Source organism: Shimia sp. R9_3 (assembly GCF_017743755.1).
GTDB lineage: Bacteria > Pseudomonadota > Alphaproteobacteria > Rhodobacterales > Rhodobacteraceae > Shimia.
Genome location: NZ_JAGHRP010000009.1, coordinates 1 through 14,315 on the forward strand (window position 1 = coordinate 1; position 14,315 = coordinate 14,315).

The window sequence follows — 14,315 nt, forward strand, 5'->3', positions numbered from 1 at the left end:
AACTGACTACAACGAAATCAGGCCACATTCGTCGCTCAAGAACTTGACCCCGAGCGAATTTGCGGCCCAACTGAACGAAACCCGAAAGGTCGCATGAAGCCCGGACCAGAAACGGGGTGAACACCAAGCCAGCCGCACGCTTACTGTCAGCTTGGACCACTCATGTGGGGCTTAGGCCTCTAGGTCTTCAGCACCGAGATCACTGAAGCAAGTCGTCCTCAAATGGAAAGCGGGATAACAGTTCAATTCCGGAATTGGTCACCAGCACCTGCTGTTCCAACTTAACGCCCTCACCCCCGGTGGCTTTGCCGATGAAGCTTTCGACGCAGAGGGTCATGCCGGGCAAGATTTCTCCGTCATATCCGGCATCAGGGAAGTCGCCGCGATGGTAGAGATAGGGGTATTCCCCCGTCATTCCGCAGCCATGCGCAGACAGATAGTAGCGGTTCTCATAGTACTCTTCAGGAATGTCCCACGCGCGGTTCGCATAGTCGCGAAAGCTCATGCCCGGTTTCAGGATGCCCATGTTGTGGTGCACCTGCTCATAGGCCACTTTGTAGAGCTCTTTCTGCGCGAGGGTGGGTGTGCCTGGACCCGAGTGAAAAGTGCGTGAGAAGTCAGAATAATACCCGTGACAGCCCACTACATCCGTATCTAGGGCGATCAGTTCGTTTTCGCCAATCACATTGCTGGAGGTTTCCTGAAACCAAGGGTTCGTACGGTTTCCGGCATTGAGCAACCGCGTTTCACAGTAGTCGGCGTTTTGGGCTATCACGGACTGATGGAGCACCGCCCACAGCTCATTTTCCGTCATGCCCGGACGGATTGCCTCACGTAGTTTGCTTACGCCAACCTCTGTGGCGCGCAGGGAGGCGTTCACGCACTTCATCTCTTCTTCGGATTTGATGGCGCGAGCCATTTCAACCGGTTCCTGTGCGTCCACAATGTGCAGCCCACACTCTTTCATCGCGATCGCCGTGCCAGCGTTCAGGCGTTCGAGCCCAACGGTGGCGCCAGGGCCGACCAATTCTGAGATCAAATCGTTCATTTCTGCCGCCCAGGTCCGTTCACGCTCTGCGATATGAGGGCCCGCAGCCACGAAACTCGCGGTTTTGGCTGGTCGAACCTCGTCAATGGTTTCAAAGCCGCACCCCAGATGCAGACAGCCGGTGAATTCAAACAGAATGCTCCGATGTGTTGTGAGCAGCAAATAACGCGATGGCGCATTGCGTTGACTGAACACCTGCATGTTGCGCGCGCCAGTGGCGTAGCGGATATTGATCGGGTCCGACAGGATCACTGCATCCAAGCCGTAGTGTTTCATCTGATCGCGTACCCGGCCAAGGCGGTAAAGACGTACCGCCTTGAGATCGATGCCTTCGCTCTCGGGCGCGCGATCCAGCAAAGCAATTCCCGTCAGGTCGCTACGGTTTGCGTGCCAGTCAAAATTTGCCATTTTGCACCCCTTCGTTTCGGGTAAGTTTAGGTTCTGGCTGTACTGTGGAAAACACTTGAAAAACTCAGGCAATGGCATAACCAAAAGGAATGAGAAGTCTTCGCAAATCTCTTCCTCCACTGGACACTCTGGTGTTTTTTGAAGCTGTGATGCGCAACGGTGGTTTCACGGCTGCGAGTGCGGAGCTTTATGTCTCGCAGGCGGCAGTTTCCAAGCGCATTCGGCAACTCGAAGATTGGCTAGGCACCCCGTTATTTGACCGTGGCGCTCGCAAATTGACCCCAACGCCTGCAGCAAAGAAGCTGGTTGAACCCGTGTCGATGGCGTTGGATTATCTCAATTCATCCCTCAAAACCATCAAGCCGCAGGCAAAATCTCAGGTGCGGATCGCCACAAACAGCGCAGTGTCTGTGTTCTGGCTTTTGCCACGCCTCCGTGCCTTTGCGTTGAGTGACGCCTCATGCGTCGTTGAAAACATTGTGTCAGATGATCCCGGGGCGCTGATCTCCGCCGAACACGATCTCGCGATCATCTATGGGAATGCGCCCCCTGATGGATGGACGGGCGTCAGGCTCATGGACGAAGAGCTTGTTCCTGTGATAGCGCGGGATCGCGTCAGTGCGTTTCAAAACATGCCGCATAGTCTGTTGCTGCTGGACTATCAAAGGCATGCGCCAGACTGGATCAACTGGGATGTATGGAAAAAGCAATACCCCGGATCCGCATTGTCCAAACTGCCGCGGCAAATGTGTGAAACCTATTCCCAATCCATCGGGCGCGCTCTTGCTGGTGAAGGCATTGCATTGGGAAGTCGCGCCCTGCTGCAGATCGAATTGCGCAGCGGAACACTTCTTGCCATGGATGACGACCGATACTGGACAGGCAAAAGCTACTTTCTTGTGCACCGCTTGGGGACACCACTTCATGCTGGCGCAAAGGATTTTGCGCACTTTCTACAGACATTTTGCTTCGGGGACTGACCGGGATCTCGAGCTTGGGATTCGACGCTTATCGTCATGAGAAGAGAGCGGAGTCCCAATATCGCCGTCTATCTGTGGCGGGGTTTGAAGGTCGAAAATCGGCCGGTCGTTCGGCTGAGTCTTTTAAGTTAAGTAGCGGTCGACTCATCTATGGCTCGCTCGATCAGAGATTGTAGGGATGTCGCAAATAGACCGCTTGCTTATGGGTCCCCTCTCACAGACTCGCTAGAACATTGCATTATATGTCATTTTCTGACTTAAAGATGTTGTGAGGGCTTGGAGGGGGTGTCGCTTTTGAACAATTCGCTGCAGGCTGGTTGGGTTTACGCTGAGGAACCCAACTCTGAAAAATCAAAAATCGACAGGGAGTCATTATGACAAAAAAAGACCAACAGCTTCTCAACCGACTGGCTGACGCAGCCCGCAAGGGCGGTATCTCGCGCCGGAGTTTTATGCATTATTCGTTGGCCGCAGGGATGACGGCGACCGGCGCCACGGGCTTGTGGACCACGCAAGCGGCCGCTGCGCCTCAAAAAGGCGGCACCTTCCGTTGGGGTATTCACGACGGCAACACCGGCGACACACATGATCCGGGCACGTACTTGACCAGGACGATGATTTTCCTGGCGCACACGCACCGCTCCTATCTGACGATGATCAACGGCGACGGCTCTCTGGGGGGCGATCTCGCAACCAGCTGGGAAGGCAGTGCAGAAGCGTCGCAATGGACCTTCAAGCTGAATGAAAATGCCAGCTTCCATAGTGGCAAAAAGCTGACGGCAACCGATGTGATTGCGTCGCTCAACCACCACCGGGGCGAGGATTCCACATCTGCTGCCAAAGCGCTTTTGGCGGATGTCACCGACATTTCCGCTGATGGTGACTACACCGTTGTTGTGAAGCTGTCCGGCGGCAATGCTGACTTCCCGTGGCTGATGACAGACTATCACCTCGCCATCTGCCCAGCTAATGACGACGGAACCATTGATTGGAAATCCGGCGATGGCTCTGGCCCTTACAAGATCGATTCAGGCGAGTTCGGCGTTCAGTTCAGCCTCAGTCGCCATGATGGCTGGCACGGTGAAGGGGCCTACTTTGATGCGGTGGAAATCATCACATTGAACGATCCGAACGCCCGTCAGACCGCTTTGGTGACAGGCGATGTGGACGCGGTTTCGCTGATCGAGCTGAAAACTATGGCGCTGATGAGCCGCAACCCGAATGTGACCGTGCACAACATTCCATCTGCGGGTGCGATCACCATGCCGATGCTCACCGACATTGCGCCGTTTGACAATGTGGATGTGCGCAACGCCCTGAAACTGGCCATCGACCGCGACGAAATCATCGAAAAGATCGCCTTTGGCGCCGCCACCAAAGGCAATGACTTCCACCATTCGCCCGCGCAGCCATATTGGCCTGAGGATATCCCGCAGCGTGAGTATGACCCGGATCAGGCCAAGTCCTTGCTGAAGAAGGCTGGTCATGAAGGGTTGGAAATCAGCATCAGCGTGGCAGACAGCGTCTACGCAGGTGCGGTGGATATGTGCGTGCTTTATGCAGAGCAAGCTAAGAAGGCTGGCATCAACATGAAGGTCGTGCGTGAGCCCAACGATGGCTACTATTCCGATGTTTGGCTGAAGAAGCCCTTCTGCGCCGTGTCTTGGGGTGCCCGCCCGACACCGGACGTGATGTACACGCTGGCATACAAAGACGACGCGGCCTGGAACGAAAGCCGCTGGCAGAACGCAGATTTCAACAAACTTCTGCTGCAAGCCAAGGCCGAGCTGGACGACACTCGCCGTGGGGAAATGTATCGCGACATGGCCATGTTGGCGCGCAATGACGGGGGCACGGTCATCCCCTTCTTCAACAACTTCGTCTATGCGAACCGCTCCAATGTTGGCACGCCGGAGGCTTTGGCGGCGAGCTGGGAGTGCGATGGCGCCCGCGCCGCGAGCCGTTGGTGGTTTACCGGCTGATAAAGCCTTCACAAAGAACGTGGAGCCCGGATGGACCGGGCTTCGCATCTCTGAGCCGTCAGACACAATAAGATGGCCAAAGGCCAAAAAGGCCGCTTCCGGCAGATCGGACCCGTCGGAACATCAACAGGAGGGAGTCCATGGGGGACATTTCCAAACTCATAGCCAAGCGTCTTGGGCTTGGCTTGATCACGCTTGTTGTGATCTCCGCCATCATCTTTTTTATGGTTTTGCTGCTGCCCGGCGATCCGGCACAGGCCGTTCTTGGGCAAGGTGCTACCGAAGAAAACCTTGCGGCCCTGCGCGAGCAAATGGGGCTGAACACACATCCGGTTGTCCGGTATTTTGAATGGCTTGGTGGGGCGGTTACGGGCAATTTTGGAAACTCCATCGTCTCCGGAGATCCTGTCATGGATCTTATCTCTGACCGGTTTGTGAACACCCTGTTTCTGGCAGCCTATGCGGCGGTGATTGCGGTGCCTTTCGCGATCACGCTGGGTATCATTGTGGCCTTGCTGCGCAACACGCTGTTTGACCGTGTGGCCAATGTGCTGACCCTGACGTCCATTTCCAGCCCAGAGTTCTTTCTTGGCTATATCCTAATTCTGTATCTGTCGGTGAAATCCAACATGTTCCCCGCCATTGCGAGTTTGAATGACGGCATGACCTTTAGCGAACTGTTGCACCGCACTTTCCTTCCTGCTTTGACTTTGGTGCTTGTGGTCACGGCGCATATGATGCGCATGACGCGTGCGGCAATCATCAGCCTTCTCGCCTCGCCTTACATCGAAATGGCCCGTCTCAAGGGCGCACCTCCGTGGAAAGTCGTTGTCAGGCACGCCTTGCCGAATGCCTGGGCCCCGATCATCAATGTTGTGGCGCTCAATCTGGCCTATCTGATCACAGGGGTAGTGCTGGTTGAGGTGGTGTTTGTGTATCCTGGAATCGGCCAGGCGTTGGTCGATGCCGTGTCCAAACGCGATTTCCCTGTGGTGCAAGCTATCTGCTTGATTTTCGCAGCCACGTTTATCCTGCTTAATCTCGCGGCCGATGTCGGCTCCATCCTGACCAACCCGCGCCTGCGGCATCCGAAGTGAGGACAGACACATGAACGTATTTGTAATCTCATACTTCGCGATCCTGATCATCGCTTCCTGCCTCGCGGCCTTTTACGGTAAGCGCAGCATTTTCCTGACGCTCTTCACGCTCACACTGGTCAGCTTTGTTGTTGGTATCGTGGGCGGCGCGGGCGCGCTGCGCGCAATATCAATGGGCGCCATTATTCTGGCCTTCGCCGCCGGGGTCTCCTACTGCTTCCGTGAGTTCCTGGTGATCATCTCTCCAGCCAATGTGTCAAAAGAGCTGAAGACCGCGCCGCTGACTGCCGCGTTTGGTATGTTCATCATTTTCACCTACGCAATCGCGGGCATCTTTGCGCCTTGGATTGCGCCTTATGGAGAGTCTGAGGTCATATCTTCAGCTTTTGCGCCAGCCGATGAAAACATGCTGTTGGGCGCAGATCAGCTGGGCCGTGATATGTTTAGCCGCATCATCTTTGGCGCGCGCAACACTGTCGGCCTCGCGCTTACGGCAACGGCGGCGGCCTTCTTTATGGGGGCGACGGCAGGTCTGATCGCAGCCACACGAGGTGGCTGGATTGATCAGGCTTTGGGGCGCTTTGCGGATGTTATCATGGCGATCCCGTCGCTGATCTTCGCGCTGCTGATGCTGTCGATTTTCGGTCCGCATGTCTTTGTGATTATTGTGGCTGTGGCCATCATCTACGCGCCGCGTGTATTCCGCCTTACACGTGCGGTGGCTGGCAACGTCGTGGTTATGGACTATATCGAAGCTGCGAACCTGCGTGGCGAGAAGAACGCTTATCTCATTCGCAAGGAGATCCTGCCCAATGTCACTGCTCCGTTGGTGGCGGAGTTTGGTCTTGAGTTCTGCTTTGTGTTCCTGCTGGTCGCTGGCCTCAGCTTCCTGGGTCTGGGCATTCAACCTCCTACGGCTGACTGGGGCTCCATGGTGCGTGAAAACGCGACGCTGATTTCTTTCGGAGAAATCACACCCTTGATCCCGGCGGGGGCCATTGCGTTGCTGACGGTCGCCGTGAACTTTGTTGTCGACTGGATGCTGTTCCGGTCCTCCGGTCTGAAGGAGTGATAGAAATGTCCGCAGAAAACAAACAAGTCCTTCTGGACATCAAAGACCTTAAAATCGAGGGCTACACAGGCGAGGAGTGGGTGCCCATCATCAAGGGGGTAGATCTCAAGCTACACCGTGGTGAGGTGATGGGCTTGATCGGGGAATCCGGCGCCGGCAAATCCACCATAGGCGCGGCCGCTATGGGGTTTTCCCGTGATGGCACGCGGATTTCCGGTGGCTCAATCGAGTTTGACGGTATGGAGCTGACCACAGCCACAGAAGGCGAGAAACGTGCCTTGCGTGGGGCCCGGATCGCCTATGTTGCGCAATCGGCAGCCGCGAGTTTCAACCCGGCACATAAGATCATCGATCAGCACACTGAAGCCCCGCTGCACTACCGCATCCAGAAACGACTAGAGGCGCAAGAGGATGCCACTGAGCTTTATCGGCGGCTGCGTCTCCCGAATCCGGAAGAGATTGGGTTCCGCTATCCGCATCAGGTGTCCGGTGGGCAGCTGCAACGTGCCATGACGGCGATGGCCATGGCATGCCGTCCGGATTTGATCATCTTTGACGAGCCAACGACGGCGCTGGACGTGACCACACAGATTGAGGTTTTGGCCGCTATCCGCGATATCGTGGATCAGTTCAACACGGCGGCGATTTACATCACCCATGACCTTGCCGTGGTGGCGCAGATGGCTGACACCATCAAAGTGCTGCTCAAGGGTGAAGAGGTGGAACAAGCGCCAACCGAAGAGATGCTCGACAATCCTCAAGAGGATTATACGAAGTCACTTTGGGCGGTTCGCAGTTTCCAACGGCCTCAGAAAGATCGGCCCAAGGACGCCACTCCGGTTGTGTCCGTGCGTGGGGTGGATGCGGCCTATTCCGGCGGGCCCAAGATCCTCAATGATGTCTCTTTTGACATACACAAAGGCATGACCGTTGCTGTTGTTGGTGAATCCGGGTCAGGCAAATCGACCACTGCGCGAGTGATCACTGGCCTGCTGCCACCGTCCAAAGGTGAGGTTTTATTCAACGGAGAGGTCTTGCCGCCGAACTTCCGAAATCGCTCCAAAGACCAGCTGCGCCAGGCGCAGATGATCTACCAAATGGCGGACACAGCGCTTAATCCCAAGGTGCGTATCAGCGAGATTATCGGGCGTCCGGCGCAATTCTATTCCGGATTGTCTGGGGCAGCGCTCAAATCGCGCGTTGACGAATTGCTGGATTTGATCGAGCTGGAGCCGTCCAAATATTATAACCGCTATCCGCCGGAGCTCTCAGGTGGTCAAAAGCAACGGATTGGTATTGCTCGCGCATTGGCGGCGGAACCCAGTTTCATCATTTGTGACGAAGTGACTTCGGCGTTGGACCAATTGGTTGCAGAGGGTATTTTGCGTCTGCTGGACCGGCTCCAGAAGGAGCTCGATCTGGCCTATATGTTCATCACGCATGACCTTGCCACCGTACGCTCCATCGCAGATGAGGTGGTTGTGATGCAAAAAGGGAGGGTCGTGGAGCAGGGGCCGAAAAATGAGATGTTCACGCCACCGCACCATCCCTACACTGACTTGCTCCTGAGTTCAGTGCCGGAAATGGATCCAAACTGGCTAACTACACTGCTGGAGGAACGCGGGGTCGACAACGTCGGAGAGTCCGCTGGTCTTTGACACCATCAGATACAAAGGTTCAAGCCGCCTGGAGAGGTCTCGGGCGGTTTTTTATTCAATATGAAAGTGTTGCGCGCAGGGCTTTCAGCGGCGTATTGCCGACCATTGATCAGACGACGGCCATACCCGTGAGAACCAATGTGCCCAACAAAATGCCATAAAGTAGGATCACAGCCGGAAATGTACCCGCACGCGTGCGGTTATCGCGAATGACTTCATCACGTGTCAGCATGGCCAAATCCTCGTACCAGCTTTGTGCTTGATCTGTTCAGAAAGGTGAGGTTTTCAAAATTTTCTGCCTCAAGCCGCAGGTAGGGGATGCGATTGAGTCTTGCAAGTGCAAAAGGTTGCTTTTTTGATTGAATTTGAGAGATTCCGCTGTGCGGCGATTGCAGGGCTTGCGTACATCGCAGCCGCGGTGGGTTTGCTTTGAGAACACGCTCCGCAGCCTGACGAAGGCCCAATAGGTAAGCGGCGAGCAGGCAGGACCAACAAAACGCGGCCCTGACCTCGTATTTACCGGCTTACCCCAGAACAGCTTTCACAGCGGCAACCGTTCCTGACACGATGTCATCCGCCTCTTCACGGCTCAGACAGAAGGGCGGCGCAAAGCCAAGGATATCGCCTTGTGGCATGGCGCGAGCGATGATTTTTGAATGGTCAAGCAGCGCCGCCGAGATTTGCGGCCCGATCTTGTCGCTTGCATCAAAGAAAGTGCGGCTGTCTTTGTCCTTCACAAGCTCAACGGCGCAGAGCATGCCTTCGCCACGCACATCGCCCACATGGGCGTGATCCGCCAGCGCAGCCGCCATGGTTTGGTTCAGATATGCACCAACTTCACCGGCGTTTTGCACGAGGTTCAACTGATCAATGAGCTTTAGGTTGGCAACGCCTGCTGCGGCGCCAATCGGGTGCGCTGAATAGGTCCAGCCATGGCCGATGGGGCCGTTTTCATCTGTGCCTTGCTCCAGAACTTGCCAGACCCTGTCGGACACGATGGAGCCAGAGAGCGGCGCATAAGCCGAGGTCAGCCCTTTGGCGATGGTGATGATGTCCGGCTCCATGCCGTAGTGATCGGAGCCAAACATAGTGCCAAGACGGCCAAAGCCCGTGACAACCTCATCCGCGACCAGCAGGATGTCGTGTTTCTTCAGCACGGCCTGAATCGCTGCCCAATAACCTGCTGGCGGGGGTACAATGCCGCCGGTGCCCAAGACCGGTTCGCCAATGAAAGCGGCGATGGTGTCGGCACCTTCACGTTCGATCAGCGCTTCCAGTTCGGCCGCGCAATGGGCGACAAACTGCGCTTCTGTCTGATCCAGGTTGTCGCGGCGATAGTAGTATGGCGCTTCGGTGTGGATCACCTGCTCAACCGGCAGATCAAATTTCTTGTGGAACAGTTCAAGCCCAGTTAGCGATCCGGTTACCAGCCCCGAGCCGTGGTAGCCGCGCCAGCGCGAAATGATCTTCTTCTTTTCGGGGCGGCCAAGGATGTTGTTATAGTACCAGATCAGCTTGACGTTGGTCTCGTTTGCATCTGAGCCGCCAAGGCCGAAATAGACTTTGGACATGTTTTTCGGTGCGCGGTCTAGGATCATCTTAGACAGCGTGATCGAGGCTTCTGTGCCGTGACCTACGTAGGAGTGATAATAGGCAAGCTCCTTGGCCTGCGCGTCAATCGCCTCGGCTATCTCCTGACGGCCATAGCCAACATTCACACAATACAGCCCTGCAAAAGCATCCAGCAGTTTGGTGCCGTCTCTATCCTCGATAAACACCCCACTGGCGGTCTTGATCACCCGGCTGGGGCTTTCGCCGCGCGCATGCTGCGCCAAATGTGTCGATGGGTGAAAAAAATTGTCGCGATCCCATTGGTCGAGTTGGTCGTTTCTTAGCATCTGTACTCCTTTCTTAGCCGTGTTGGATCACGCCCAATCACGACAGGCATATTTGATCGCGGAGTGCCCTATGATGCTGAGCCTCGCGCCTTCGTAGCTTGGGCCGGGCGCATGCCTTGCCCGCGATGTGCGTCGGCGTACAAGGCGCTGTTTCTAAAGCCGAAAACCCTTTCGTATCGCAGGAGAAGGTGGCGGGTTCTTTCAGAGGATGTGACCAAATTTTGTGATTTGAGCAGATGAATCAGCTATCGGCATTGTCGCCAAGCAGCGCATTCAGAGGTGGTCCGGCTTTTCCCTTAACTGGCTTGGTCACAATATAGGTGAAATAGCGGGACAGGCCGATACGGGCCTCCAGCATCTCGTCAATCAGCCGTTGGTAGGCCTCGATGTCGCGGGTCACAATCTGCATCAGGTAGTCGAACCCGCCGCCAAGCGCCCAGCAAGCGGTGACTTCATCATAACGCTGCATGGCCGCCTCAAAGGTGCGGAAACTGGCGGCGGTATGATCTGCGATCTCGATGGAAACAAATACTGTTACATGCGGGGTCAGTTTTTTAAGGTTGATCCGCGCGCCATAGCCTTCGATCAGCCCGGCACTTTCCAGTTTTTTCAGTCGTTCCCAGCAGGGTGTGGGCGACAGACCGATCCTTTCGGCCAGCGCTGCTTTGGTAATTCGCCCTTCTTGAGAAAGAACAGACAGTATCTGGATATCGCGATCGTCGAGTTTCATCCGTCTATGCCTGAATAACGGTTCCGGCAGCGCCGAAGTATTTGCGGACATGGGTTGCGATTGCTGTGTCCTGCGCACCGGTGCCGGTGAGATCGCAGATGGTAATGCTTTCAGGCGAGGTGCGGCCCGGTTTAGCGCCTGTGATGACCTCTCCAAGTTCCGTGGGCGTGCCTTTGTTCCAGAGCCCGGCAGCCTTGGCCGCTTCCAGCTCGCCGGAAACTTCACATTGGCTGGCGCTGTCACAAACATATGCATCTGCGGCGACCAATGCGGCGGGATCAATCTCGTTCTTGCCGGTCTGGTCTGAGCCCATGGCCGTGATGTGCAGTCCCGGATGTAACCATTTGGCTTTCAGCACCGGCTCGCGCGCGGGCGTGGTGGTGACCACCAGCTGAGATTGAGCGACAACCTCGGCGGCGTCCGGCATCGCCTCCGCCTCAATCCCCAGCGCCTTGGTCAGATCAGCGGCACAACTGGCGGCTTTCTCCGGGTCACGGCCATGTACCAAAACCCGTTTGAACGGGCGCACGAGATGGGCGGCGATCATTTGCAGGCGGGCCTGCACCCCTGTGCCAATCACTCCGGCGGTGACCACATCATCTGGAGCCAAGTGCCGTGCGGCTACGGCACCCGCTGCCGCGGTCCGCACATCGGTCAGATAGCCATTGTCCAGAAAGAGGCTTTCCACCAGGCCGGTCTGCGCCGAGAACAGGATCATCAACCCATTAAGGCTTGGCAATCCCAGTTTGGGATTGTCAAAAAAACCGGGGCTAACCTTGATGGCAAAGCCGTCAAGGCCCTGAATATAAGCGGTTTTTACATCAACCTCACCATTGGCCTCGGGCAGGTCCATAGATAGGATCGGGGGCATCACCACCTTGCCGAAGGCCAGCGCCGCAAAAGCCTTTTCCACCACATCCACAACGGTAAGGTCGAGTTTAACGGCCGCTCTCAGCTCTGCTTCGGTGACGACTTGAATGTCATGCGCCATAGGTTTTGCCTTTCATTGCTAGATCCCCGATCATCACATCCTGACCTGTCATGAGTTTGGCAAAGGTTTGCATGTCAAGATTGCGCCCTGTAATTACCGTACCCACGGGCCCGTCCGGCTTGGGCAGCTTGCCCGCAAGCATAGCCGCTTGGCCCACAACTGATGCGCCCTCAGCCACCATGCGATCCTCAAAGAACATGACCTGCATCGCGTGCAGGATTTCATCTTCAGTCACCAGAATCGTGTCATCCAGGAGATCGCGGCAGATGGGGTAGGATAGTTTGTTTTTTAGCCCAATGCCGCCGCCAAGGCTGTCTGCCAGCGAGGCAAATTCGGGCACTTCGACCGGTTCGCGCGCATGGATGGACGCATGCATGGCCGCGCCGCGCTCCATGGTGATGCCGATCACGGAGATATCGGGTTTGATCGCTTTGGCCGCCGTAACAATACCCGCGGCCAACCCGCCGCCCGATAGTGGCACAAGCAACATCTCCAAATCGGGCCGCGCCGCCAGCATTTCCAAGCCGATGGTGCCCTGACCGCTGATCACGTGGGGATCATCAAACGGGGAAATCTCCACCAGCCCTTCAGCCGAGCACAGGCGTTGGCTTTCCTGCATGGCTTCGTCTTGCGAGGTACCGATGATCCGCACATCTGCGCCAAGCGCCTTGATCCCATCAATCTTGGCCTGCGGCACCAGCTCGGACATACAGATCACCGCCTTCATACCCCGCAGGTTGGCCGCAAAACTCACCCCGCGCCCGTGATTGCCTGTTGAGCAACAGGTTACACCCTGCACCTCGTCAGGCAGAGCCATCACCGCCGACATCGCACCGCGCAGCTTAAAGGCGCCAACGGGCTGCATGGTTTCCATCTTCATCAAGAAGTCATGGCCCGCCACAGTCGTCATGTAAGGGGAGGGGATCAAAGGTGTATTGTCTGCCACGCCGCGAATGCGGTTCTGCGCATCCATAATGTGGTGAAGCTCAAGGGGCATTCCGGTCATCTGAGTTTGTCGCTTTCCTTGCTTGCCATGCTGACAAGCCGCAACCAGATTGATCGGGGTTCGCTCTGGGTGCCACAATTTGTGTACAACCCTATAGTAGGATTGCTTTGGCTAGACCGTGAAAACGACATTCGAGCGCCGCTTTTGTGCAATTAAGTTCCCTTTTCTAACGATTAGTTTGACTGTGAGGGGCGCAGTTTGATCAGCGGTTTGATCATTGTTGTGCACAACTGCTATATTTTCATTCATGAGGTTGCAATGCCAGCAGACCACGTACCGTTCAGCCAAGCCGAATACGAACGCCGCATTGCCAAGACGCGAAGAGCAATGGAAAAAGCAGGACTGGACCTGCTGTTTATCACGGATCCGTCAAACCAAGCTTGGCTGACTGGCTATGACGGCTGGTCTTTTTATGTCCACCAAGGTGTGCTTCTGGGGCTTGAAGGCGAGCCGATCTGGTGGGGGCGCTATATGGATGCTTTGGGCGGGCGACGGACCTGTTGGATGTCCCACGACAACATTCACGGATACGCGGACAATTATGTGCAATCCACCGAGCGTCACCCGATGCAGGATCTTGCCAGCCACATCCGTGCACTTGGCATGGAAACCGCCCGGATCGGGGTGGAGATGGAGAACTACTACTATTCCGCCAAGGCCCATGGGGTACTGGTTGAGGAGTTACCGAACGCCAAGCTAATGGACGCAACCGCCATGGTGAACTGGCAGCGGCTGACCAAATCCGAGGAGGAAATCGCCTTCATCCGCAAAGCAGCGCGCATCTCCGAAAAGGTGATGCATACCGCCCTTGATCGCGCCGCGCCGGGCGTGCGCAAGAACGATCTGGTGGCCGACATTTTCCATGCTGGGATCTCGGGTGTCGACGACGATTGGGGCGATTATCCCGCGATAGTGCCTCTGACCCCCTCAGGCCTGGATGCAACCGCCGCCCATCTCACGTGGAACGGCGCCCCGATGCGTGAGGACGAAGCAACCTTCTTCGAACTGTCAGGCTGCTATCGCCGCTATCACGCGCCCCTGTGCCGGACGATCTATCTCGGCACACCACCTGAAGAGATGCGCGCCGCGGAACAAGCCCAGATCGAAGGCATCGCCGCCGGATTGGAGGCAGCGCGCGCGGGCAATCGAACTTGCGACATTGCCAGGGCGTTCCTTGATGTGCTGGCAAGGCATGGTATTTCGCGTGAGGGACGCATGGGCTATCCAATCGGGCTGAGCTATCCGCCGGATTGGGGTGAGCGCACGGCGTCGATCCGCATGGAGGACCAGACCGTTCTTAAGCCGGGCATGGTGTTCCACTTTATGCCCGCGCTCTGGATGGAGAGCTGGGGATTGGAGACAACCGAAACCATTTTGATCACCGAAAACGGGCCGGCCGAAGCCCTGTGCAATATGGATCGAAAACTCTTTGTGAAGGACTGACT

Annotated in this window: 12 protein-coding genes; 6 read left to right on the forward strand and 6 right to left on the reverse strand. The window is 56.2% G+C overall.

The genetic code is table 11. The features are described 5' to 3' along the window. Positions 1-199: 199 nt before the first annotated feature. Positions 200-1,456: a Xaa-Pro peptidase family protein gene (locus J7412_RS18550; protein ID WP_209080230.1), complete on the reverse strand. Its 1,257-nt coding sequence runs from the start codon at positions 1,454-1,456 to the stop codon at positions 200-202. Positions 1,457-1,587: 131 nt separating this feature from the next. Between J7412_RS18550 and J7412_RS18555 the strand changes: the two genes are divergently transcribed. The 5 genes from J7412_RS18555 to J7412_RS18575 all read left to right on the forward strand — a co-directional run bounded on the left by J7412_RS18555 (position 1,588) and on the right by J7412_RS18575 (position 8,245). Continuing rightward, the gene (locus J7412_RS18555) at positions 1,588-2,436 is read left to right on the forward strand and encodes a LysR family transcriptional regulator (protein ID WP_209080232.1); all 849 of its coding nucleotides are present in this window, start codon (positions 1,588-1,590) and stop codon (positions 2,434-2,436) included. 374 nt (positions 2,437-2,810) lie between these two features. Further along, on the forward strand, positions 2,811-4,418 hold the full coding sequence (locus J7412_RS18560; RefSeq protein ID WP_209080241.1) for an ABC transporter substrate-binding protein: 1,608 nt from the start codon (positions 2,811-2,813) through the stop codon (positions 4,416-4,418). Between the two features lie 140 nt (positions 4,419-4,558). Next, on the forward strand, positions 4,559-5,515 hold the full coding sequence (locus tag J7412_RS18565; RefSeq protein WP_209080243.1) for an ABC transporter permease: 957 nt from the start codon (positions 4,559-4,561) through the stop codon (positions 5,513-5,515). A gap of 10 nt (positions 5,516-5,525) precedes the next feature. Then, positions 5,526-6,587, forward strand: coding sequence for an ABC transporter permease (locus tag J7412_RS18570; RefSeq protein WP_209080245.1), 1,062 nt, complete (start codon positions 5,526-5,528; stop codon positions 6,585-6,587). A 5-nt stretch (positions 6,588-6,592) separates the two neighbouring features. Beyond that, positions 6,593-8,245 (forward strand): ABC transporter ATP-binding protein, encoded by a 1,653-nt coding sequence (locus J7412_RS18575; protein WP_209080247.1) that lies wholly within the window; start codon positions 6,593-6,595, stop codon positions 8,243-8,245. Between the two features lie 109 nt (positions 8,246-8,354). Here the strand turns inward: J7412_RS18575 and J7412_RS22060 are convergent, their stop codons facing one another. The 5 genes from J7412_RS22060 to eutB form a co-directional block, all read right to left on the reverse strand. Then, positions 8,355-8,477, reverse strand: a complete 123-nt coding sequence (locus J7412_RS22060; protein ID WP_280637754.1) for a hypothetical protein — start codon at positions 8,475-8,477, stop codon at positions 8,355-8,357. 292 nt (positions 8,478-8,769) lie between these two features. Beyond that, positions 8,770-10,143 (reverse strand): aspartate aminotransferase family protein, encoded by a 1,374-nt coding sequence (locus tag J7412_RS18580; protein WP_209080249.1) that lies wholly within the window; start codon positions 10,141-10,143, stop codon positions 8,770-8,772. A 241-nt stretch (positions 10,144-10,384) separates the two neighbouring features. Then, positions 10,385-10,873, reverse strand: a complete 489-nt coding sequence (locus J7412_RS18585; RefSeq protein WP_209080251.1) for an Lrp/AsnC family transcriptional regulator — start codon at positions 10,871-10,873, stop codon at positions 10,385-10,387. Between the two features lie 4 nt (positions 10,874-10,877). Next, positions 10,878-11,864, reverse strand: a complete 987-nt coding sequence (locus tag J7412_RS18590; protein ID WP_209080253.1) for a cyclodeaminase — start codon at positions 11,862-11,864, stop codon at positions 10,878-10,880. Further along, entirely contained in the window at positions 11,854-12,870 is a 1,017-nt protein-coding gene (gene eutB / locus J7412_RS18595) for a hydroxyectoine utilization dehydratase EutB (RefSeq protein ID WP_247744006.1), read from the reverse strand. The genes J7412_RS18590 and eutB overlap by 11 nt, the downstream gene beginning before the upstream one ends. A gap of 258 nt (positions 12,871-13,128) precedes the next feature. On the opposite strand from eutB, the gene J7412_RS18600 reads away from it, so the two are divergent. Further along, positions 13,129-14,313: a M24 family metallopeptidase gene (locus J7412_RS18600; protein WP_209080261.1), complete on the forward strand. Its 1,185-nt coding sequence runs from the start codon at positions 13,129-13,131 to the stop codon at positions 14,311-14,313. The last annotated feature ends 2 nt before the right edge of the window (positions 14,314-14,315 follow it).

Bases quoted from the DNA above. Each gene is read 5' to 3' on its own strand.
- J7412_RS18570 (WP_209080245.1), top strand. From the start codon at position 5,526: ATGAACGTATTTGTAATCTCATACTTCGCGATCCTGATCATCGCTTCC.
- J7412_RS18600 (WP_209080261.1), top strand. From the start codon at position 13,129: ATGCCAGCAGACCACGTACCGTTCAGCCAAGCCGAATACGAACGCCGC.
- J7412_RS18585 (WP_209080251.1), bottom strand. From the start codon at position 10,873: ATGAAACTCGACGATCGCGATATCCAGATACTGTCTGTTCTTTCTCAA.
- J7412_RS18565 (WP_209080243.1), top strand. From the start codon at position 4,559: ATGGGGGACATTTCCAAACTCATAGCCAAGCGTCTTGGGCTTGGCTTG.
- J7412_RS18575 (WP_209080247.1), top strand. From the start codon at position 6,593: ATGTCCGCAGAAAACAAACAAGTCCTTCTGGACATCAAAGACCTTAAA.
- J7412_RS22060 (WP_280637754.1), bottom strand. From the start codon at position 8,477: ATGCTGACACGTGATGAAGTCATTCGCGATAACCGCACGCGTGCGGGT.
- eutB (WP_247744006.1), bottom strand. From the start codon at position 12,870: ATGACCGGAATGCCCCTTGAGCTTCACCACATTATGGATGCGCAGAAC.
- J7412_RS18560 (WP_209080241.1), top strand. From the start codon at position 2,811: ATGACAAAAAAAGACCAACAGCTTCTCAACCGACTGGCTGACGCAGCC.
- J7412_RS18550 (WP_209080230.1), bottom strand. From the start codon at position 1,456: ATGGCAAATTTTGACTGGCACGCAAACCGTAGCGACCTGACGGGAATT.
- J7412_RS18590 (WP_209080253.1), bottom strand. From the start codon at position 11,864: ATGGCGCATGACATTCAAGTCGTCACCGAAGCAGAGCTGAGAGCGGCC.
- J7412_RS18580 (WP_209080249.1), bottom strand. From the start codon at position 10,143: ATGCTAAGAAACGACCAACTCGACCAATGGGATCGCGACAATTTTTTT.